The 22409-nt window shown below is 61.0% G+C and carries 22 protein-coding genes; 20 read left to right on the plus strand and 2 right to left on the minus strand.

What is annotated here, in order from left to right; all coding sequences use genetic code 11:
* Window positions 1–14: 14 nt before the first annotated feature.
* From EDD52_RS18135 to EDD52_RS18175, 9 genes are all read left to right on the plus strand, one after another.
* Window positions 15–818 (plus strand): MipA/OmpV family protein, encoded by an 804-nt coding sequence (locus tag EDD52_RS18135; protein WP_165907578.1) that lies wholly within the window; start codon window positions 15–17, stop codon window positions 816–818.
* A gap of 278 nt (window positions 819–1096) precedes the next feature.
* Complete coding sequence (locus EDD52_RS18140; protein WP_132247610.1) at window positions 1097–2032, plus strand: DnaJ C-terminal domain-containing protein; 936 nt, start codon at window positions 1097–1099, stop codon at window positions 2030–2032.
* Window positions 2029–2391, plus strand: a complete 363-nt coding sequence (locus EDD52_RS18145) for a chaperone modulator CbpM (protein ID WP_132247612.1) — start codon at window positions 2029–2031, stop codon at window positions 2389–2391. The genes EDD52_RS18140 and EDD52_RS18145 overlap by 4 nt, the downstream gene beginning before the upstream one ends.
* Before the next feature lie 42 nt (window positions 2392–2433).
* Window positions 2434–2742 carry a hypothetical protein gene (locus EDD52_RS18150; protein WP_132247614.1) on the plus strand — a complete coding sequence of 103 codons (309 nt, stop codon included), beginning with the start codon at window positions 2434–2436 and terminating at the stop codon, window positions 2740–2742.
* A 164-nt stretch (window positions 2743–2906) separates the two neighbouring features.
* Entirely contained in the window at window positions 2907–3305 is a 399-nt protein-coding gene (tnpA, locus tag EDD52_RS18155) for an IS200/IS605 family transposase (protein ID WP_132247616.1), read from the plus strand.
* Window positions 3306–3677: 372 nt separating this feature from the next.
* Window positions 3678–4700 carry an ABC transporter substrate-binding protein gene (locus EDD52_RS18160; RefSeq protein ID WP_132247618.1) on the plus strand — a complete coding sequence of 341 codons (1023 nt, stop codon included), beginning with the start codon at window positions 3678–3680 and terminating at the stop codon, window positions 4698–4700.
* Between the two features lie 6 nt (window positions 4701–4706).
* The gene (locus EDD52_RS18165; protein WP_132247620.1) at window positions 4707–6986 is read left to right on the plus strand and encodes an ABC transporter permease; all 2280 of its coding nucleotides are present in this window, start codon (window positions 4707–4709) and stop codon (window positions 6984–6986) included.
* Complete coding sequence (locus EDD52_RS18170) at window positions 6983–8050, plus strand: ABC transporter ATP-binding protein (RefSeq protein ID WP_132247622.1); 1068 nt, start codon at window positions 6983–6985, stop codon at window positions 8048–8050. Before EDD52_RS18165 ends, EDD52_RS18170 begins: the two co-directional genes overlap by 4 nt.
* Window positions 8051–8054: 4 nt before the next feature.
* The gene (locus EDD52_RS18175) at window positions 8055–8618 is read left to right on the plus strand and encodes a histidine phosphatase family protein (protein ID WP_132247624.1); all 564 of its coding nucleotides are present in this window, start codon (window positions 8055–8057) and stop codon (window positions 8616–8618) included.
* Between the two features lie 14 nt (window positions 8619–8632).
* Here the strand turns inward: EDD52_RS18175 and EDD52_RS18180 are convergent, their stop codons facing one another.
* A complete protein-coding gene (locus tag EDD52_RS18180) occupies window positions 8633–9418 on the minus strand; it encodes an inositol monophosphatase family protein (RefSeq protein ID WP_132247626.1) in 786 nt (261 codons plus the stop codon).
* Window positions 9419–9781: 363 nt separating this feature from the next.
* Here EDD52_RS18180 and ggt point away from each other — a divergent pair, with 363 nt between their 5' ends.
* The 11 genes from ggt to EDD52_RS18235 all read left to right on the plus strand — a co-directional run bounded on the left by ggt (window position 9782) and on the right by EDD52_RS18235 (window position 20339).
* Window positions 9782–11506 (plus strand): gamma-glutamyltransferase, encoded by a 1725-nt coding sequence (gene ggt / locus EDD52_RS18185; RefSeq protein WP_132247628.1) that lies wholly within the window; start codon window positions 9782–9784, stop codon window positions 11504–11506.
* Window positions 11507–11963: 457 nt separating this feature from the next.
* Window positions 11964–12953, plus strand: a complete 990-nt coding sequence (locus EDD52_RS18190) for a thiamine pyrophosphate-dependent dehydrogenase E1 component subunit alpha (protein WP_243652004.1) — start codon at window positions 11964–11966, stop codon at window positions 12951–12953.
* 15 nt (window positions 12954–12968) lie between these two features.
* A complete protein-coding gene (locus EDD52_RS18195) occupies window positions 12969–13988 on the plus strand; it encodes an alpha-ketoacid dehydrogenase subunit beta (protein ID WP_132247630.1) in 1020 nt (339 codons plus the stop codon).
* A gap of 74 nt (window positions 13989–14062) precedes the next feature.
* Entirely contained in the window at window positions 14063–14296 is a 234-nt protein-coding gene (locus EDD52_RS18200; RefSeq protein WP_132247632.1) for a biotin/lipoyl-containing protein, read from the plus strand.
* Window positions 14293–14973, plus strand: coding sequence for a 2-oxo acid dehydrogenase subunit E2 (locus EDD52_RS18205; RefSeq protein WP_132247634.1), 681 nt, complete (start codon window positions 14293–14295; stop codon window positions 14971–14973). The genes EDD52_RS18200 and EDD52_RS18205 overlap by 4 nt, the downstream gene beginning before the upstream one ends.
* Before the next feature lie 5 nt (window positions 14974–14978).
* Window positions 14979–15677 (plus strand): lipoate--protein ligase family protein, encoded by a 699-nt coding sequence (locus EDD52_RS18210; protein WP_165907579.1) that lies wholly within the window; start codon window positions 14979–14981, stop codon window positions 15675–15677.
* 55 nt (window positions 15678–15732) lie between these two features.
* A complete protein-coding gene (locus EDD52_RS18215) occupies window positions 15733–16035 on the plus strand; it encodes a DUF1330 domain-containing protein (RefSeq protein ID WP_092061473.1) in 303 nt (100 codons plus the stop codon).
* 75 nt (window positions 16036–16110) lie between these two features.
* Window positions 16111–16704, plus strand: a complete 594-nt coding sequence (locus EDD52_RS18220) for a gluconate 2-dehydrogenase subunit 3 family protein (protein ID WP_132247638.1) — start codon at window positions 16111–16113, stop codon at window positions 16702–16704.
* 12 nt (window positions 16705–16716) lie between these two features.
* On the plus strand, window positions 16717–18294 hold the full coding sequence (locus EDD52_RS18225; protein WP_132247640.1) for a GMC family oxidoreductase: 1578 nt from the start codon (window positions 16717–16719) through the stop codon (window positions 18292–18294).
* 125 nt (window positions 18295–18419) lie between these two features.
* A complete protein-coding gene (locus tag EDD52_RS18230; RefSeq protein ID WP_132247642.1) occupies window positions 18420–19004 on the plus strand; it encodes a VOC family protein in 585 nt (194 codons plus the stop codon).
* A 69-nt stretch (window positions 19005–19073) separates the two neighbouring features.
* The gene (locus EDD52_RS18235) at window positions 19074–20339 is read left to right on the plus strand and encodes a HupE/UreJ family protein (protein WP_165907580.1); all 1266 of its coding nucleotides are present in this window, start codon (window positions 19074–19076) and stop codon (window positions 20337–20339) included.
* Between the two features lie 178 nt (window positions 20340–20517).
* Here EDD52_RS18235 and EDD52_RS18240 read toward each other — a convergent pair whose 3' ends face one another.
* The gene (locus tag EDD52_RS18240) at window positions 20518–22371 is read right to left on the minus strand and encodes a sigma-54-dependent Fis family transcriptional regulator (RefSeq protein WP_165907581.1); all 1854 of its coding nucleotides are present in this window, start codon (window positions 22369–22371) and stop codon (window positions 20518–20520) included.
* Between the last annotated feature and the right edge of the window lie 38 nt (window positions 22372–22409).

Here is a 22409-nt window from a genome sequence, read left to right on the forward strand (position 1 = left end):
GAAGGAGAATCGCCATGGAATGCCAAAAAGACGTGTCCGAGCGCATCTTGATGCCGGTCCGGGCGATCAAGAGCCTGGTAAGCGTCGCAGCGCTGGTTACAGCGGGTATTCTTGCGCCGACCGTCTCCCTCGCGCAGGACCGTGTTGTCGGGTTCGAACTGGGCCTGGGCGCGCAGTTCGCGCCGGAATACGAGGGCTCGGATGAATATTCTGTGGGTCCGACCGGAACCGCATCGCTGAACGAGCTTCGCTTTGGTTCCATCAATTTCTCCAGTTCGCCGGATGATCTGGGTTTGTCTCTCGGGCCGTCCTTTCGGTATCTGGCAGAGCGCGACAGCGACGATTTCGACGAGCTTGACGGCATCCCGGACAATGACGCGGCCGTCGAACTTGGCCTGAAAGCCACCTACAAATGGGAAGGGTTTCAGGTCTTCGGCCAGTTGCGCAAGGGCGTGACAGGCCACGAGGGTCTTGTCGGCGAACTGGGCGCGGATGCGAAATACGAGATTTCCGGCGCAACCAGCCTGAGCTTCGGACCTCGGGTCGGCTTTGGCGATGATGAATATATGGACTACGCATTTGGCGTGCCCAACTCTGCCACCGCCCTGTCGGCCTATGATCCGGATGGCGGCATCCGATCCTTCGGTGCCGAAGCCAGAATTCGCCATGATCTGGGCGCCAAGACCGCCATTGAGGGCCGTCTGGCCTGGGAACGGCTTGCCGGGGATGCAGAAGACTCTCCCATCGTAGAGGCCGGATCGCGGGATCAACTGCGCCTTGGCGTCATGCTGATCCGCAAGTTTCAGCTGCGTTTCTAAGAATTCACGACGCTTCACGTCCATCACCGCCCCGTTGGTGAACAATAGGGCAGTGAGTGGTCGAAGCGAAAGGATCAGCGCCGCGTGCCGATCAGGCGGGCGGCGTTTTTTGTTTGGCGCGCCAAGCATGGCCATTTGATCCATCGCAATGCGAGACGTGCAAACCTTTTGTACCTGTAAACCGACCCGGATGATCGAAGCGAGTCGGCGTGTCGTGATCGCCCTTCCTTCCTTCAGCCGGTCAGGAAAGCTGGAGACTTGCGTGTGATGGGTGCAGCATGAGCGTCGATCCTTATGCCGTTTTGGGCGTAGCGAAGACTGCGACACAGGACGAGATCAAGAAGGCTTATCGCAAGCTCGCAAAGCAGCTGCATCCGGACCTTCATCCCGGAGATGCCGCCAAACATGCCGAGTTTCAGGCGGTCTCTGCAGCGAATGATCTTCTTGGCGACCCCGAAAAGCGCAAGCGCTTCGACGCGGGCGAGATCGATGCCAGTGGTCAGGAACGGCCCGAGCGGCAGTACTATCATCACTATGCCGATCAAGACGCCGGGGGACGGTACGCGCCAGAAGGGGACACCGGCGGTTTTCAGGATGCTTCGGACATTTTTTCTGATTTGTTCGGGCGTCGACAGCAGGGCGGGGCGGGGGCGCGCGGCCATGGTTTTCACGCCCGTGGTCAGGACCTGCGCTACAATCTTGATGTGGATTTCATGGATGTGGCGCGAGGGGCCAAACGCGGGGTCACCATGCCGGATGGCAACCGGATCGAGATATCCATCCCGCCGGGGCTGAAGGATGGGCAGACACTTCGCCTGCGCGGCAAGGGCGGGCCGGGCTTTGGCGAAGGACCGGCCGGGGATGCGCTGGTGACGGTGGCAGTTCGCCCGCACCCCGTTTTCAAGCGCGACGGCAATGATATCGAGGTCGACCTGCCGATCACCTTTGACGAGGCCGTACTTGGCGCGAAGGTCGAGGTGCCGACCATTTCTGGCCCCGTGACGATGACGATCCCCAAAGGTGTGTCATCGGGCAGGCGCCTGCGGATCAAGGGCAAGGGCATTGATCCGGGCAAGGGCGCGGCTGGGCACCAGTTCGTCCGGCTCAAGATCGTCCTGCCGGATCACATCGACGCAAAGATGGAGGAACTCGCGGAAAGCTGGCGCGATCACGCCGGTTTCGATCCGCGCAAGGACCTGCGGAGGGAAACATGAGGGTCAAAGAACACGATGTTGTCGAACATGTGGAACGCGTCAGCTTAAGGGAATTGCGGCTTTGGGTCCGGCAGGGATGGGTGCGTCCCTCAAGCAGCACAAAGGGGCCGGTGTTCGACGAACTGGATCTGGCACGTATCGAATTGCTGTGCGACCTGAGGAAAGAACTGTCGCTACCAAGCGATACGGTGCCTGTCGTGCTCAACCTGCTTGACCACCTGCATCAGGCGCGCCGGGATCTTCGCGCCTTGGCCGAGGCCCTTGCCGAACAACCCGAAGAGGTACAGCGGTCGGTTGCCGAAACAGTGCAGAACCGAAAGGCAGAAATGGACGTTCCACAAACAGGGCGGGCAAGGTAGAATGGATGGAAAGAGAAAGCGAGCTTCGGCTGGGAGGATGGAATGCACGCTGAACTTTTGACAAGGCGCCGGGCATTGGCGGCGACATATCGACGTTACCTCGAAGCGGATCGGGCATGGCATCTGGCCCTGCGGGAGGTCAACCTCTGGTTCCCCGTCGCCAGTCGGCCGGTAGGGTCGAAAATCGGAAATCCCGGCTCGCGCATACGCATGCTTTTCGAACGTCGCGAGAGGGCGCTGCTTCAGCTTGAGGCGATGCGGCTCAAGCTGGCAATGGCAAAACGTCGATTGGCCGAGCGAAATGCGACTATGCGTCAGCACGTCTTGCTGATCACCCGCCGCGGGGGCTGAGACTCAGGCGCTGCGACCGCTTTGTCGACGTTTTATTTTCCACCTATTGGAGATAAACCACCGGCTTTCAGCCGGTCCGCTTCAGCGTATCTTGTTCTGATGTTCTCTCCTGAATTTTGAAGCCCGGCTTGTCCGTATGGCTTCAAAATTCAGGAGAGAACATCATGCGCTATTCGTCATCCGCGCACACGCGATTTTACCACAGGTTGCACGTCGTCTGGGTCACGAAATACCGCTACAAGGTTCTTCAGGGCGCGATGCGGGAACGGATCCGCGAGATCATCCGCCAGACCTGCGAGGAACTGGGCGTCCCTATCGTACGCGGGGTGCTCGCGCGGGACCATGTCCACATGTTCCTGTCAATCCCGCCCAAGCTGTCGCTGTCGGACGTGATGCAGCGGATCAAGGGCCGGTCATCGCGTCGCATCCAGATGGAGTTTCCCGACTTGCGCAAGCGTTACTGGGGCAGACGGTTCTGGGCCCGCGGATACTTCTCGACCACCTCGGGAAATGTGACAGACGACATCATTATGCAGTACCTGGAATTACATTCCGCAAAATGATGCCACCGGCGTCAGCCGGTGTGTCGTTCACTCGCGATGAATACCAGCCTCTCGACGACCGCGACGAGGCCCTGAGAAGGAATGTGCGGCGAGTTCCGAGGCATCGTCTGCTGGCCAGTCCCAGTGTTGGGTCGATGGTGCCAGAGGGACCAATCGCGCTGATCGTTGGTCTGACGCGGTTCAGATAAACGCGCGTTGTCACCTCTTGCTTGCGACGCAGGCGGGGACGGCTGCAACTCTGTCAGTTCGCGAAAACCCTTGCAATATCTGTGAAAAACCTGCCGACTGTGACGGTCTGGCGATGTGCCCGGGAGGAGGGCGCATCGAAAGAGCCGGTAAAACCGCTCTGAATGACACATGGGAGGAATAAATATGAAACTTGGTAACACATTTGTCGGAACACTGGTCCTTGCCATCAGCGCGGCGTCGGCTTCATACGCTGACAAGCTGACGCTTTACTGCTCGGCGCAGGAAGACTGGTGTCAGTTGATGGCGCGCAGCTTTGAAGATGCAACCGGCATCGACGTAAACATGACGCGGAAATCATCGGGCGAAACCTTTGCGCAGATCCGCGCCGAAGCGACCAACCCGAAGGGCGATGTCTGGTGGGGCGGCACCGGTGATCCGCATCTGCAGGCGGCCGAAGAAGGCTTGACCATGGAATATAACTCGCCCATGCGCGGCGAATTGCACGACTGGGCAATTTCGCAGGCCGAAAGCGCCGGCAATCGTACGATCGGCATTTACTCCGGCGCGCTTGGCTATGGCTACAACACTCAGCTTCTGGCCGATAACAACCTGCCAGAGCCGAGCTGCTGGAAAGACCTTCTGAAACCTGACTACAAGGGCCATGTGCAGATGGCGAACCCGAATTCATCGGGCACCGCCTATACCACCCTGGCGTCCATGGTTCAGATTTTCGGCGAGGACGAAGGCTTTGATTTCATGAAGGGCCTGCACGCAAACATAAACCAGTATACCAAGTCGGGCTCTGCCCCGATCAAGGCAGCGGGTCGCGGCGAATCCACCATCGGGATCGTCTTCATGCATGACGCCGTCGCGCAGGCAGCGGCCGGGTTCCCGATCAAGGTCGTGGCACCATGCGAAGGCACCGGCTATGAAATCGGCTCGATGTCGATCATCGACGGGGCGCGCAACGAAGAAGAGGCCAAGAAGTTCTATGACTGGGCGCTTTCGGCCGAAGCGCAGAACCTCGCCCTGCAAGTCAATGCGTTCCAGGTGCCGTCGAACACAGGCGCCCAGACGTCTGACAAGGCGCCCGACATGTCGACGATCAAGCTGATCGATTACGACTTCAAGAAGTACGGCTCCTCCGACGAACGCAAGCGGCTGTTGCAGAAGTGGGACGAGGAAGTCTCGACCCTGCCACAGTAACCCGGGATGAGCGTGGAAACCCGGGGCGCGCCGCGCCCCGGACCCGCCCGGGGGCCTCATGGCGGAAGGGTGGGGGCAGATAACCCTGGCGGTGCGAACCCCGTCCTGATCTTCTGGATCGTTACCGGATGGGTCGGATTCTGCCTGTTGCCGTGGTACATGGTCGAGGACGGCCTGTGGTCTTTCCGCTGGCTGGTGGGTGGCTATCCTTTCGATACGGATTACGCCCCCGGTGCCTTTTTGATTGCCCAGGCAGAGAAGCTTTGGCTGGCCCCGCTGCTGATCCCTCTGGCCCTGCCGCTCTTGGTGCTGCGCCGACCCAAGTCGGACCCGCTATACGCAAAAATCCTTATCCTCGCCGGGGCTTTGGGCTTTGGCTGGCTGATCGCGCAGGGCTTTGGCATCGGCATTCGCGGCTTCAGCTACGACTGGCTTCGGGCGCTCTTTGGCGAGATGGACGCGCGACAGTACGGCATGGGCTACGGCGCGATGATCTGTGCGACGGCCTTTTTGTTTCTGCTGACACAGGGCATTGCTGCCCGTGGCGCAATCAACGGCGACGTTTTCGTCGTCAGCACCATCGGTGGCGTGATTGCCATCGTCACCGCGTTTGTTTTCTTCCCGATCGCCAAGATGCTGTTTGCCGCCTTCGTGACGGAGGACGGCACCTATTCCCTGTCCGTTTTCTTCGCGAAGTTCTTTGATGACCGGCTCTGGGGTCTGGGCTGCCTTTGGGGCGCGCGCTGCGGGGCAGCTTGGAATTCGCTTTTCCTTGCCATTGCCGTCGGTGTCATCACAACCGCGCTTGGCCTGTGCTTTGCGCTTGTCGTCACCCGTTCGGGCTTTCGCTTCAAGCGGGGTCTGAGGGCGCTGACCGTGCTGCCCATCATCACGCCACCATTCGTCATCGGCCTTGCACTGATCCTGTTGTTCGGGCTTTCGGGCAGCGTGACGCAATTCGTCGCCGACCTGTTCGGCATCCCGCCGACCCGCTGGCTTTACGGTTTTCCCGGCGTGCTGATCGCGCAGGTGCTGGCCTTCACACCCATCGCTTTCCTCGTATTGATTGGCGTGGTCGAAGGTGTCTCGCCCTCGATGGAGGAAGCCGCCCAGACCCTTCGCGCCAACAAATGGCAGACTTTCCGCACGGTCTCTTTGCCCTTGATGCGGCCCGGGCTGGCCAATGCCTTCCTGCTTGGGTTCATTGAATCCATGGCAGATTTCGGCAACCCACTCGTGCTTGGCGGCAATTTCGACGTGTTGTCGACAGAGATTTTCTTTGCCATCGTGGGCGCGCAATACGATCAGGGCCGTGCCGCCGTTCTGGCTATGGTGCTCTTGTTCTTCACCCTTTCGGCCTTTTACGCGCAGCGCGCTTGGCTGGGAAAGAAAAGCTATACCACCGTCACCGGCAAAGGCGATGCGGGCGTGCACCCGCTGATGCCCGTGGGCCTGTCGGTTCCGGTGCTGACCATCGCGTTGGGTTGGGCGGCGTTCACCATCATCGTCTACGCCATGATCCTTTACGGCAGCGTGGTAGAGCTTTGGGGCGTCAACAATTCGCTCACCTTCAAGCATTACGTCACCGCGTTTTCGGTCCGTTTCGAAGAGGCGGGCATCCGCTGGACCGGGGCCGCATGGGACAGTTTCTGGACCACCATCACAATCGCGGCCATCGCCGCACCGCTGACAGCCGCGCTGGGTCTGGTGACAGCCTACCTGCTGACACGCCAAAGCTTTGCCGGCAAGAACGCGTTCGAATTTGGCACCATGCTCAGCTTCGCTATCCCCGGAACCGTGATCGGGGTCAGCTATATCCTGGCATTCAACGTCCCGCCGATCGAAATCACCGGCACTGGCATCATCCTTGTTATCAGTTTCATCTTCCGAAACATGCCGGTGGGCGTGCGGGCGGGCATCGCCAGCATGTCCCAACTTGACCGCTCGCTTGACGAGTCGTCGCTGACGCTGGGCGCGAATTCCTGGCAGACCTTCCGGCGGGTGATCCTGCCGTTGCTGCGCCCCGCGATCCTTGCGGCCCTGGTCTACAGCTTCGTGCGGGCGATGACGGCGATTTCAGCGGTGATCTTTCTGGTCTCGGCGGAATACGACATGGCGACAAGCTATATAATCGGCCGGGTCGAGAACAACGATTACGGGCTCGCAATCGCCTATTCCACGACGCTGATCTTCGTCATGCTGGCGGCGGTGGGCATTCTGCAACTTCTCGTCGGGCGGGTTCGCATCGGTCGGCGCACGCAACTCGTAACGGAGACCCCGGTATGACAGCCACCATCTCGTCAAAAGCTGCCCCGGTCCGGTTCGAGGCCGTCACGAAACGGTTCGGCAAGGATGTGGTCGCGGTGGACGCCATCAACCTGCATGTCGAGGCGGGTAAGCTGGTGACTTTGCTTGGCCCCTCGGGCTGTGGCAAGACCACGACGCTGCGCATGATCGCCGGGCTGGAGATGGCCAGTTCGGGCCGTATCCTGATCGGCGACCGCGACGTGACCAAGCTGCCCGCAACCGACCGCGATGTCTCGATGGTGTTTCAGTCCTACGCGCTGTTTCCGCATATGAGCGTTTTGGAAAACGTCACGTACGGGCTTACCTTTTCTGGCTTTGGCAAAGCCGAGGCCCGCAGCCGGGCGCTGGCGGGGCTGGATCTGGTGGGGCTCAAGGGGTTCGACGCGCGTCTTCCGTCAGAGCTTTCCGGCGGTCAGCAACAGCGTGTGGCCGTCGCCCGCGCATTGGTGCTGGAGCCGCAGGTGCTGCTGTTCGACGAGCCGCTGTCAAATCTCGACGCCAAATTGCGCAGGCAGGTGCGGGAGGACATTCGCGCCATCCAGCAGGACCTTGGCCTGACGGTCGTCTACGTGACCCACGATCAGGAAGAGGCGCTCGCAGTCTCTGACGAGATTGTGGTGATGCGCAATGCCGCCATCGCCCAGATCGGAACGCCGCGGCAGCTTTACGATACGCCGAACGACCGTTTCGTGGCCGATTTCATTGGCGAGGCGAATTTGATCGCCTGCCAGATCGTCGCGGTAGAGGGGGACATGGCCACCATCGAGATCGAAGGCTACCGCCATTCTCTGCCGTCGCGTGGAATGGCGACTGGCCCGGGCACCATCGCGGTGCGCCCCTCCAGGCTGCTGATCGGGGCGGACCGGGGCATTCCCGCCACGGTCGCCAAGGCCACCTATGTCGGCGTGCGTATGGAATACACGCTCACCGGTGCCTTCGGTCAGGTCTTTGCCGTGCACGATGATGTTGATGCCCCGCTCGAACCTGGCGCGAAGATCACCATGTCGTTCGCCGACAAGGGTCCCGTTCTGCTGCCGGAGTAAGTGCTTGGCGCAGCTTGTCTTTGTCAGCCACCCCGAAGTGAATATCGACCCTTCGGTGCCGGTCCCTGAATGGGGGTTGAGCGACGTTGGTCGGCACCGTGCATCGGTTCTGGCCCGGTCTCCGGTCGTGGCCGGGGCGACCGCGCTGATTTGCAGCGAAGAACGCAAGGCGCAGGACACCGCCGGTATTTTGTCGTCGCATCTGGGTATCGCCTGTTTGACCGATGCCCGGCTTGGCGAAAATGATCGCAGCGCTACCGGCTTCCTATGCCCTGCCGATTTCGAAGAAGCAGCTGACAGGTTCTTTTCCCACCCGGGCGAAAGCTTCCGTGGTTGGGAAAGGGCCGTCGACGCGCAAGCACGGATCGAGGCAGCGGTACGGGATCTCGCCCGCGACCACGCCTTGGGTGATCTGGTGACCGTGTCACACGGGGCGGTGGGGACGTTGCTTTACTGTGCGCTGATGGGCATTGCGATTGACCGTCAGCACGACCAACCGTTCCAGGGGCATTACTGGCGCGCCACCCTTCCGTCACTCAGGCCCCAACATGGTTGGCGCCCTTTCTGAGCGGGCGCTTGGCGTTATGGGGCGCGCCAAGCACCGTCTGCGATTTCCACAAGCTCTGCAAACACCTGCGGGGCCGCGACGACAACCCTGCCACCTGCGCGGATCATCTCGCTCGCGTCCTGATCCTCGGCCCGTCCACCGGCTTCCTCCACCAGCAATTGGCCCGCCAGACAATCCCAGGCATTCATATGCTCTTCGAGATATCCAAGAAGCCGGCCCGCCGCGACATAGGCAATCGACAGCGCGCCACTGGCATTGCGGTGAAACATCGTGCCTCTTTCAACGAGGGCGGTGAGAACTGGCAAGATGTTCGTTCGCGCCACCCGGTTGGAATACCCCACCGCGACCGTGCCACTGTCCAACGAAACATCCGTTCCCATCCGTAGCCGAACTGCATTGAGCGTTGCCCCGTGGCCGCGGATTGCGGCAAAGGTTTCGTCTGCATTCGGGTCATGGATGACACCCAGTTGCGTTCTCCCGCCTGACACGCCCGCCAGAACGACCGTCCATGCAGGAATTCCGTTCACGAAATTCGTGGTGCCATCAATCGGATCGATGACCCAGTCAAAGCCGCTTGACCCCGATGCCGAGCCGAACTCCTCTCCAACGATCCCATCGCCGGGGAACGCGTTTGAGATTTTTTGGCGGATAAAGTCCTCCACCGCCTTGTCGGCCTCACTCACCCAGTCCTGCGCGCCTTTGACCTCCACTGCCAGATTGGCCGGGTCATTGAAAAAGGACAACGCCAACTGCCCGGCCTGTTGACACAACTCAACTGCGAATTCGCCCCGATTGATCATGCTGCCCAAACTCAGTTTCCCCAATCTTCCCGGTCATCCCACATGACGGAGCCTGACCGTATCAGAGATCCATTCGCCGTGCACGGCCGTCGGCTGCGTCCGCAGCCCGGGTAACAGCGCGAGTTTGCCTTCCAGTCACCCCACAGCGAACACTATCAGGACGGCACCAGCACCCGGCCGCCATAGCGGAACGCCCGGACCAACTCCGCGTACTGGCCAGTAAACCTCTGCCGTCTGCCAACCCGCGTCGATGTGTCGGTCACGGTATCAACAGCGTACTTTCACGGGGCGCGACGCTGCAATTGCACCTTTGACGTGAAACTGCAATGGTCGCAACACGCAAGAGTATATGGGAGAAACTCCATGAGACGCATTTTCACAGGAGCGGTGTGCCTGGCCATGACAGTCGCACCGATGCTGCACGCCCAAGAGGCGGCGATCTTCTCTGGCAGCGACCGCGTGCACCCGGTCTACGCCAAGAATGGCATGGTTTCGGCACAGGAAGCGGTGGCGGCGCAGATCGGACTGGATATCCTTGAGGCAGGCGGCAATGCCGTGGACGCAGGTGTTGCCGTGGCCTTTGCCCTCGCCGTAACCTTGCCGCGTGCCGGGAATATCGGGGGCGGCGGGTTCATGATCGTCCATGATGCGGGAAGCGGTGAAACCAAGGCCATCGACTACCGGGAAATGGCGCCATCTTCGGCGGATCGCGACATGTTCCTTGACGACGAAGGCAATGCGGATAGCGAGCTTTCGCGCTTTACAGGTCTGGCCGTGGGTGTGCCCGGAACGGTTGCCGGGATGCAAATGGCGCTGGAAAACTACGGCAGCATGACGCTGGCCGAAGTGATCGAACCGGCAATTGCCCTTGCCCGCGACGGGATCGCGGTGACGCCCGGCCTTGCCGACAGCCTCAAGGGGCTTGAGGCCCGGCTGAAGAAATGGCCGGCCTCCGAAAGCATTTTCTACAAAGAAGGCGGCGGTTTTTACGAACCCGGCGAGACATTGGTGCAGGCCGATCTTGCCAATACCCTGCAGATGATCGCCGATGAAGGCACAGACGGGTTTTACAAGGGCGAGACGGCAGCGAAGATCGCAGAGGCGGTGCAGGCCGCCGGGGGCCGCATAACTGTCGAGGACATGGCCAATTACACGCCGGTTTTGCGCGACCCGGTTCGTGGCACCTATCGCGGCTACGAGATCGTCTCGATGCCGCCCCCCAGTTCGGGCGGGGCGCATATCATCCAGATCCTCAACGTTCTGGAAGATTACCCGATCTCTTTCCTTGGTCACAATTCGGCTGATACTATCCATCTGATGGCCGAAGCGATGAAACGCGCCTATGCTGACCGCTCGGAATATCTTGGCGACAGCGATTTTGTGGACGTGCCGCTGGCCGAGATCACTTCCAAGGACTATGCCGCCGATATCCGCGCGGGTATCAGCTTGAACGTCGCGACACCGTCGATCTCCATCAAACCCGGAAATCTTGCGCCTTACGAATCCGACCAGACCACGCATTTCTCGATCGTGGACAAGGATGGAAACGCGGTGTCCAACACCTACACGATCAACTTTTCCTATGGTTCCGGGATGGTCGCCGATGGCAGCGGCGTTCTGATGAACAACGAGATGGACGATTTCGCTGCCAAGCCCGGCGTTCCCAACGCCTATGGTCTGATTGGCGGGGATGCCAATGCCGTTGCAGGTGGCAAGCGGCCCCTTTCTTCGATGTCGCCGACGATTGTGATGAAGGACGGAGAGGTGTTCATGGTCACCGGCTCGCCCGGAGGGTCGCGCATCATCACCACCACCTTGCAGGTCATCATGAATGTCATCGACCATGGAATGAACATTGCCGAGGCTTCCTTTGCGCCCCGCATCCACCACCAGTGGCTGCCGGATGAAATTCGGATCGAGGAGGGTATCAGCCTCGACGCGATCGGTTTGCTTGAACAGCGCGGGCACAAGGTTCGCGAACAGTCGGTGATGGGGTCGACCCAGTCAATTCTGATCGACAAGGACAGCGGCTACCTCTTTGGCGCCTCGGATCCGCGTCGCGTCGATGCGGCAACCCTCGGGCATTGAGCCACAAACACAATCGTCCCGGTGCCTGCGCCGGGGCGATCTTGCTTCGGCTAACGAATGGCTGCCGCTGCTCAGCACGGGGTCGTTAGGGCCCCGTCGCGTTTGACGGGATTGTGGCGTGAACCGGGACGTGCGGCGGATCTGACGCGTCTTTACCCTCCCGATGTTGTCGGCCCGAAAAGGGCCTGACCTCTGCTTGGGGTCACCTCTTGCTGGGCCCTCGCCGCCGAATCCATCCAGAACAAAATCAGGATTTCGCAAGGCAGAACCCGTGACCGCCTCGCTGCGCCAAGCCCGCGCGGATGTCTCAAACTGTCTCATACTGTCTCGGGTTGAGACAGTTACGCACTATCGCTCCCGGTCTCCCAATGTGGATGTTGCTGACGCTCAGTTCGTCGCACAGGCTCCGATATGAACTTACGTGGCAGCATGCCGCAAACGACGGGAGGAGGAGTTCATGTCACCGACACGCGACGAACAGCATTGGATGTATCGCAACATGGTCACGAGCCGGAGGTTCGAGGAGACCATCGCGAAGATCTATTTCGAAGGTAAAACGCCGGTCTTCAACATGGCCAACGGCCCGATCCCCGGCGAGATGCACCTGTCTGACGGGCAGGAGCCGGTGGCGGTGGGGGTCTGTGCGCACCTTACTCCCGAGGATGTGGTCACGGCCACCCACCGCCCGCACCATCAGGCCATCGCCAAGGGCGTCGATCTGGACAAGATGGCGGCCGAGATTTTCGGCAAGACGACCGGGCTCTCGGGCGGGCGCGGTGGGCATATGCACATCTTTGACCCGGACGTGAACTTTGCCTGCTCGGGTATCATCGCACAGGGCATGGGGCCTGCTGTCGGGGCCGCACTTTCGCGCAAGATGCAGGGCAAACCCGGCGTGGCCGTGGCGTTTCTTGGCGAAGGCGCGGTGAACCAGGGCGCCTGGCACGAGGCGATGAACCTTGCCGCCGTCTGGAAGCTGCCTTTCGTTTGCGTGATCGAGGATAACGCCTGGGGCATCTCTGTTGCGAAAAGCACGGCGACGTCCATCGCCAACAATGCCGACCGTGCCGCCGCCTATGGCATTCCGGGCACGCGGATCGAAGGCAATGACCCCTACGCCATCTACGAGGCGGCAGGCGCGGCCATCGCGCGCGCCCGCGCCGGAGAGGGGCCCTCGCTGATCGAGGTCGAGACCTACCGTCTGGCCGGGCATTTCATGGGCGACGCCGAAGGTTACCGCCCCGAGGGCGAGAAGGACGCGCTGTTCGAAAAGGACCCGATCCCGAAGATGCGCGCAAAGCTGCTGGCCGATGGTGTCGCCAGCGAGGCAGAACTGGACGCGATCGAGGCGGAAAGCGCCGCGCGCGTCGAGGCGGCAATCAAGTTTGCCCGCGAGAGCGCGGATCCGGCGCCCGAAGACGCGCTGACCGCCGTGTTTGCGGCCTGAAGGGGAGGATGACCAATGACCAAATCGAATGAAAGAAAGCTCACCATCGCGCGGTCCATGGCCGAAGCCGTGGCACAGGAAATGCGCGTGGATCCAAGCGTCTTCGTCATGGGCGAAGACATCGGGCCGTTGGGCGGCGTCTACGGCAATACCCGCGGGCTGATCGAAGAGTTCGGAGCAGAGCGTATCCGCGACACACCGATTTCAGAAACAGCCTTTATCGGCGCCGCCGTGGGGGCCGCGCAGGATGGCATGCGCCCGGTGGTCGAATTGATGTTCGTTGATTTCTTCGGCGTCTGCTTTGACGCGATCTATAACCTGATGGCCAAGAACATCTACTTCTCCGGCGGGAATCTGAAAGTGCCAATGGTGCTGATGACCTCGACGGGGGGCGGCTATTCCGATGGCGGCCAGCACTCGCAATGCGTCTATGGCACCTTCGCCCATTTGCCGGGCATGAAGGTCGTGGCGCCGTCCAACGCCTATGATGCCAAGGGCCTGATGACCGCCGCGATGCGCGACGACAGCCCGGTGGTTTACATGTATCACAAGGGGTTGCAGGGCATGGGCTGGCTTGGGACAGAGGCCGGGGCCACCGTCCATGTGCCCGAAGAAAGCTACACGGTCGAGATTGGCAAGGCCAAGGTCGTCCGGCAAGGCAAAGACGTAACAATCGTCAGCCTTGGCATGGGTGTGCACAATGCTTTGAAAGCGGCGAAAACGCTGGAAGGGCAGGGGGTCAGCGCCGAGGTTGTCGATCTTGTGAGCCTTGTACCGCTGGACCGCGAAACCATCCGCGCCAGCGTGGCCAAGACCGGGCGCCTGATCGTCGTTGACGAGGATTACATGAGCTATGGCGTCTCGGGCGAGATCATCGCCTCGGTCACCGAACATGACATCTCGGTCCTCAAAGCGGCACCAAAGCGCGTGGCCTTCCCGGATGTGCCGATCCCATTCGCGCGGGTGATGGAGCAGTATTGCCTGCCCAATCCTGACAAGATCGTTGCCGCCTGGGACGAGATGAAAGCCGCCTGAGCGACTTACTTGAAAGCGAAAACTGATCCAACGGGGTCGCCATCGGCGTCCCCGGACAATGAAGGAATGTGAAAATGGCCACAGATATCGTGATCCCATCGGATCTTTGGGAAGAGGACGAGGAATGCGTCATCACCTCGTGGTTAGTGGATGATGGTGCCAGCGTCGAAGAGGGCGCATTGATCGCCGAGATCATGACCGCCAAAGTGCAATACGAGATCCACGCGCCCGCCTCGGGCACGGTCAGCATCAAGGAAGAGGCCGACGCGGTCGTTGCCAAGGGCGCGGTCATCGGAACGGTCGCATGAACGCCGAGGCAAGGATCATCCCGCTCAAGGGTATGCGCGGCATGATCGCCGATGCGATGGTCAAAAGCCTCGCGACGGCGGCGCAGCTGACCCACCATGCCAGCGCCGATGCCTCTGGTCTGATGGCCGAAAAAGCGCGGCTGGCTGAGGCGGGGACCAAGGCCTCGGTCGAGGATCTGTTGATGCTGGCCGTGATCCGTGCGCTGAAGAAACACCCCGATGCCAATGGGCGTGTCGAAGGGCGCGATGTCAAACTGGCAGACAAGGTTGATCTGTCGGTGGCCATCGCCTTGCCCGGCAACCTTCTGGTTGCGCCTGCGATCTTTGGTGCAAGCGATATGGATGTGTCCGCGCTGCGCAGCGCACGGCAGGATCTGGCGGCGCGCGCCAAGGCCAACAAGCTGAGCGTCACAGAGATGACCGGCGGAACTTTCACCGTGTCGAACCTGGGTCTGACGCGGGTGGAGCACTTCACCCCCATCATCAACGCGCCTCAGATCTGCATCCTGGGCATCGGCCGCATGACCGACCGCGCCGTGCGTGGCACGGATGGCGGGATAGAATTGCGGCCGCATGTCGGGCTGTCGCTGACCTTCGATCATCGCGCTCTCGACGGCGCGCCGGCGGGCGATCTGCTGACCACGATCTGCGAAGAGATCGAAGGTTTCGCGCCGTGATCTGCGTGGAGTTCCAATCCCCCGCCGACGGTGTGGCGCGCGAGGAGGCGCTGTTTGCGGCTGGAAAACCCGCTTTGCTGCTATGGCGGTCGGTCGAGCGGGGCATCGTAGTGCCGCGCAGCCGCGGGCGACGCCCGGGATTTGTGGGGCTCAGCATGGCGGCGGCCCGTGCCGGTTGGCCGCTGATGTTGCGCTCCAGTGGCGGCGGGGCGGTGCCACAGGGGCCGGGGACGATCAACCTTGCGATCATCACGCCGATGCCTGTTGGTGCTCGGGTCGAAGACGGCTACCGCCTGATCTGCGGCGCGATTTCCGAGGCGTTGATGCGGTTCGAGGTTGCGACAGAAACCGGGTCCGTCGACGCGGCCTTTTGTGATGGTGCATGGAACGTCACCGTGGGCCAACGCAAGCTGGCCGGTACCGCGCAGCGCTGGCGGCCCATTGGAAACGGCCAATCCATCGCGCTGATCCATGCAGCCATTGTCGCGGCACATCCGCCTGCCTCGGTCTGGCCGGTTCTTTCACAAGTCGAGGCGCAGGCCGGGGGCATCACCCCGCCGCGAAGGGAGGTGCATGTGGCGCTGGACGAGCTTTTGCCCGCCGCAATGGCCCCCCAGGCGCTGCAAGGCGCATTGATGCGGGCCGCCGAGGACCGCCTTCACCACCTGCCACGCCGTAGCCTCGAAGGCGCCGCTGCGGCCTGACATCACCATCCTGCCCTGAGCAGAGGGCAGGCGCATAATCAAAGGGAGGAAACCCATGACTTACTATTCCGTTCTCGCTGTCACCCCCAACGACGATGGCTGGATCCCCGACTATCTGCCCGTTGCCGGGTCGGTCATCGCCAGACATGGCGGCAAATACCTCGCGCGGACCACAAGTCACGAGCAGCTTGAAGGGCAGGACAGCCCGGCCGGGCTGCGGATCATTCTGGAATGGCCCTCTGAAGAGGCCGCCAAAGCCTTCATGGCCGACCCGGAATATGCGCCGCATCTGCAAGCGCGCACCGCCGGTTCCGACAGCGTGCATTTTCTGATCGCGGGCAAGGACGACCTCGCCTGACGCGAAAAAGGCAGCCCGCGGTTTGAGGAAGCCGCGGCTGCCTGCGCCTGACCAATCCCAAGGGGAGGAGACCCTATGAATATCCGTTTCCACCGACAAAAGAAGTCGAAGCAGGACCATATCGGTGTCAGCCGTCGTATGTTCCTGATGACCACGGCCATGGCGGGCGTGACCACCAGCGCGATGCTGGGCAGTGCCACCCGCAGTCTGGCCGCGCCGCTGGATGCGGGGCAGGATGCCACGCTGCTGCGCATGGTGCAGGACATCTATCCGCATCCCGACCTGCTGGAGGTCAGCCATTACGAAGGCATCGCCGCGACGGTCACAACCAATACCGAAGCCGATGCGGCGACTGCCAAGGATCTGCGGGACGGGCTGGCCCGGATCGACGCACAGGCCGACGCTCTGTTCGGCATGCCTTATACGGAAATCGAAGACCCGGACGCCCGCGAAGGTGTGCTGCGCAAATTCCAGCATGACGGGTTCTTTCAGGGTGTTCGCTGGACCGCCTATTTCGCCATTTACAACAATGTCGACGTCTGGCCGCTGTTTGGCTACCAGGGCTCTTCGGTTGAACATGGCGGTTACATAGATCGCGGGTTCTCTGACATCACCTTTGTTCCTCAGGGCCCGACCCTTGAAGAGCGCATGGCCGCAGTCAAAGGGTGAGGGAGCAGACCAATGACAGTATTTGAAAAAACCGACGACTCCGTTGTCGTCATCATCGGGTCCGGCGCGGGTGGCGGAACGGTCGCCAATGAGCTGGCGAAGAAGGGGATCAAATCCGTGGTTCTGGAAGCGGGCAAGCGGCTCGATTCCTCGGACATGGAAAATGACGAATGGACCATGTTCCAAAAGATCTCATGGCTGGACAAACGCTATTCGGCGGGCGGCTGGCACGGATCCGTCAACCACCCGACCCTGCCCGCGTGGATCGTCAAAGGCTATGGCGGGTCCACCGTGCATTGGGCCGGTGTTGCGCTGCGCTTCAAGGAGTTCGAATTCAAGACCCGCAGCACATATGGTGCCGTCGAGGGCGCAAATGTCGAGGATTGGCCCGTCAGCCTTGAGGAAATGACGCCCTGGTACGAGAAGGCCGAGATGAAGATGGGCGTCACCGGCAAGACCACCGGCATGCCGCATCTTCCGTGGAATAACGGTTTCCGCGTGCTGGCCGAAGGGTGCCGCAGGACGGGGCGCACGGATTACAATTCCGGTCCGATGGCCATCAACTCGGTCGAGAATGACGACAGGCCGGCCTGCCAGCAGATCGGGTTCTGCATGCAGGGCTGCGCGATTGGTGCCAAATGGTCGACCATGGTGACCGAATTGCCGCGCGCCGAGGAGTCCGGGCTGTGCGAGATTCGTACCGACGCCATGGCGCTGAAGATAGAACATGACGCCAGCGGCAAGGTGACAGGCGTGCTTTATGCGGATGCCGAAGGCAACCAGCATCTGCAAAAGGCGCGGGTGGTCTGCGTGGCGGGCAACTCGATCGAAAGCCCGCGTCTGCTGCTGAACTCTGCATCCGAGATGTTCCCGGACGGGCTGGCGAATTCGTCAGGGCAGGTGGGCAAGAACTACATGTGCCACACCTCGACCGGGATCTACGCTGTGATGCCCGAAAAGGTGCATATGTTCCGCGGCACGTCTGTCGCGGGGATCGTGGGCGATGATGTCAAACACGAGCCCGCGCGCGGCTTCAACGGTGGCTACTATCTGGAATTCCTCTCATTGGGGCTGCCTTTCATGGGCGCGTTCCTTGAACCGGGCAATACCGGATGGGGGCGCAGCTTTTCGCGCGCGATGGAGCAATATGACCATATGTCCGGCGTCTGGGCGCTTGGCGAGGATCTGGCGCAGGAACAGAACGGCGTCACATTGCATGGCAGCGAAGTGGATCAACACGGGCTGCCGGTGCCTATCGTCGCCAAGACGCCGCATAATAACGACCATGCAATGACGGCGCATATGGTCGAGTCCACGTCGCAGATCTACGAATCCGTTGGCGCGACGGACATTTACGAACTGCCGCCCTATCCGGCCAGCCACAATATGGGCACCAACCGGATGCATGCGGATGCGGACAAGGGGGTGGTCAATGCCTATGGGCAAAGCCACGACATCGACAACCTCTTTGTCTCTGACGGCAGCCAGTTCACCTCGTCCGGGGCGTGCAACCCGACGCTGACCATCGTCGCGCTGGCCATCCGTCAGGCCGAATATATCGCCCAGGAAATGAACGCCCAGAACATCTGAGGCAGAAGGTTCCTCCCCAATGCGGTCGGGTTTTCGGACCCGGCCGCATTGGGAGGCAACAGATCCGAGCGTGCAGCCCATCTGCGCGGCGGGCCCGCTCGGCCAAAATCCAAGGAGGAGATACCATGACCAATTACCTCAAACCCCTCGCCATTGCTGCGGCGCTGGCAAGCCCGCTGGTGGCAAATGCCGAGCTTCCGGGAATGCGCGGCACCCAGCATATCGGCATCACCGTGCTCGACGTTGACGAGGCCGTAGACTGGCTGGTCGATGTCATCGGCTGCGAGTCGTTCTATTCCTTCGGGCCCTTTGGTCCGTTCGAAGATGACTGGATGACTGACAACCTTAACGTCAATCCGCGCGCCGTGATCGAGATGATCACGATGGTCAAATGCGGCAACGGGCCGGCGCTGGAAGTGTTCAAATACACCTCGCCCGATCAGAACCCCGAACCGCCGAAAAACAGCGATATCGGCGGCTATCACATCGCGCTTTATGTCGATGATATTCGCGAAGCTGTGAAATACCTGCGCGACAATGATGTACGCGTGCTGGAAGACCCCCATCCCCTGACGGGCACAGGCTCTGAAGGGCAGGAGTGGGTCTATTTCCTGGCTCCCTGGGGGATGCAGATGGAGATCGTCAGCTATCCCGATGGCATGTCCTACGAGCAGACCACCGAAAAGCGGTTCTGGGATCCGCGCGGCTAAGACGCGGATCACCCAAAACCCATGCCCCGGCTGGTGACGGCCGGGGATCAAGCGCAAAGGAATGGTCATATGAAACCTGCATCGCGTACCCGACTGCATGCCGCCCAAGGCTGGGTGATGACATTGATGCTGTCACTTGCTGTGATGATTGCGCCGCAAGAGGCGCGTGCGCATTTCAGCTATTCGGATCCGCGCATCATCCATGTGACCGAAGGTGCCGATGGCGGTGTCGAGATCTTCATGCGGATGCCCGCGCCGTTGGCACTGCTTCCCGAAGACTGGAAAGGCAGCGCTGAGACGCGATTGCCCCCCTTTGCCGTTTCAACCGGGAACGGTCCTGTTTTGGATGTCTCTGCGCTGGGTCAGACCAATCCTGAACTTGCGGCCGTGCTTGAACGGTCGCTGAGTGTTGAAACGGATGGCGAGACCTTGCAGCCTGTCTTGCGTGATTTCCGGGTCTGGCACGACAGCGACCGCCCCCGGTTTGGCACCGTTAAAACGGCGATTGCGGCGCTGCAAAGCAGCTTAGCGCCCAAGCCGGTCCCCTATTTCGATGCGACGCTCGACATTCGATTGGCGCTACCCGGCATCGATCTGAACCGGGATATCCACCTGACGTCCCGGCTGGGCGAGAATTTTCAGGTCATCGAGAAATTCGGGACGGTCGTCAAATTCCACCGCAGCGAAGGGACCGAAACCAAAGCAATGATCGGCGTTCTGGACGTTTCGTTCCCGCCTGTCACCACGCGTTTGCAAACCCTTCGCGATGCAGCGCTTAGCGGGGCCGAACATATCTACCGTGGCCTGGATCATTTGGCGCTTATCCTGCTGATCGCTTTGGCCGCAGCTGGCTGGAGGCAGGCGCTCGGCTGGGCGTCGGCCTTCACCATCGGTCACATCATCACTCTTGCCGCAGGGCTTTATGGTTTCGCCCCCTCTGCAAGCTGGTTTGTGCCCGTTGTGGAATTGGGCATCGCGCTTTCCATCGTCATCGCTGGCGTTGTGGTCTTTGCAAAACCCGGCAAGGCCTTCGGATTTGTCGGCTTGTTGATCGTCGGATTGATTCACGGCTATGGCTTTGCCGCTTCTGCCGCGACAGCACAGTTTGCGGGCGGGTTTGATCCGTTGGTTCTGCTGGCATTCGCCATCGGGTTGGAGCTGTGCCAGTTCGCCATCTACGCGCTGATCCTGCCAGTGATCCTGATCGCGGATCGGTTGGTGCCCGCCGCTTTCTTCTCATGGCGGCGTGCAGCCGCATTGTGCATCGCACTATCGGCCGTCTCGACTACTTTTGTTCGCCTCACGGCCACCTCTGCTGCGTTCACAGCGGTGTAGCCTCGGCCCGAAGTTGGGGAAGTATCGGACGGCTTTTCGGGATAGGAGGCCGACGTCAGACTCGAACCCAACGGGGCCAATCCTGTTCGATACGCCTGTTCCACACTCAAGGCCTCAGGCGACGGGCCTTCCCGTAAGTCAGACTTTGAATAGTCGAACGACGATACGGCGTGCCCGGTTATTCGGGGCGCGCAATGCCGAATTGCTTCATTTTCCGGTGGATCGTCGCACGCCCGATGCCCAAGCTGCGCGCGGCCTGGGTGACATTCCACCGCGCGCTGATCAAAGCGTCCGAAATCATGCTGCGCTCGTCATAGCCTGCTTGCCGCACCGGTTCAGATGGCGCCGCACCAAGCTGCACAGGCGACGGGCGCGCGATCCCCTGCAAATCAACACCGGAGATGCGACAACCATCGCCTTCGATCAGAGCTTGCTGCAGCACGTTGCGCAGCTCCCGGACATTTCCCGGCCAAATGTGCGCCCGCAATCTCTGGATCGCCTCCGGTGTGATGTCGACATCTTTGCCAGACAGGGACGTCGCCAGCCGATGCGCAAGCGTGTCGATGCGCTCGCGCGCGCTCAACGGCGGCAATGTGATGACTGTCCGTGCGAGCAGATAATACAGATCATCGCGAAAATGCCCCTGTTCCACGGCACCAAGCAGGGACCGTCGGCTGGTAGCGATGATCCTTGCCATCGCGCCGCTGGTCGGGGCCGGGTCAAATTCGTCCAGAACTGACCTCAGACCGGCCTGTGCAAAGGGCGGCATCTCGTCGATATTCTCAAGAACGATCGTAACCGGCCCAAGCAGATCAGTCGAAAGCGCGCCGGCGACGCGGGCCTGGTCAACCAGCTTCTGGAAAAACGCCCGATCACCCGGGGTATCATCCAGCGACGCACAATCGACAGTCATCATATTCGAAGCGGCAATGCCTTCGCCCTGAACCAAGGCAGCGACGAGGCTGGATTTGCCCGTCCCGGACGCCCCTTCGATCACGAATGGCAGCGCCCGGCGAAAGCAGGCCTGCGCGCGGGCACACATCGTGGCCATCAGGTCGCTTCCCTGCGAAAGCTGGCGAAGAGACGGTGCAAGGCGGCGGCGCTGAGGCCCCGGTGCAGTGGTGTCTGGGCCGGGGTGCAGGCCATGGGCTGGTTTGATGTTTGTGGTGTTTTTACGTGCCGAAATCTCGAGTGTTGATCCGCTATCCGTCCGCACGCTCATCACGCGTTCCGGCACCCGATCAAGCGCTGCGGAATCTGTGCCGAACGTCGCCTCGAAGGATTTTCCCTTCAGCCGGGCCGGGCTATCGGCACCGGCAAGCAAATGCGCGCGCGCGGTAGAGCCCAGAATGATGCCGTCTTCATTGACGGCAACCAATTCGCTGCTTTGCAGAAGGTCGCGTTGGGCGCGCGGCGACACCGAAAGGATCATGGACTCTTTGAATTTCCGTTCAAAGACAACGCGCTGAATCCGGTCGGCGGCGGTTCCCAGCAATTGCCGGGCAAACAGGTAATCTGCCGTGTTCCCACGGTCGAGCATCGAAAAATTGACGGCACCGATAAGTTGGTTCTCTGCGTCGAAGAGCGGAACGGCCGTACAGGAAAAGGGCTGGAGCAAAGAGAAATAGTGGTCCTGCCCCCGCACGGTAAAGGCTTTGCCCTCGGACAAGGCCATGCTGACCCCGTTGGTGCCCGCGATGCGCTCGTCCCAACAGGAGCCATATGCGATCCCGTTCTCTTCAAAAATCAAGCGGCCCCTGTCGGGCCCTTCCAGCCTGACCAGCACGCCTTCGGTGTCCGTCAGAACCATACAGGCACCGGTCTGTGCGGCGATATCGGCCAGCTGACGAAAAATCCCGTTGCGGCCGCCCGTACGCTCGATCATCGCCTCCAGTCGGGGGGCGACCTCGGTGCTTTGCATCCGCATGATGGGGCGCGTCGTATCGCGCACCAGCTTGTAGGTGCGCTCGCACCGCTCCCAAGAGGCGCCAAGAGCTGAATCCTGTCCGGACTGCGATAGTAGTTCCGTCATGTCTCCTCCCATTGGTGAACTTATACGCAAAGGACCGC

Source organism: Primorskyibacter sedentarius, assembly GCF_004342065.1.
Taxonomy (GTDB): Bacteria; Pseudomonadota; Alphaproteobacteria; order Rhodobacterales; family Rhodobacteraceae; genus Primorskyibacter; species Primorskyibacter sedentarius.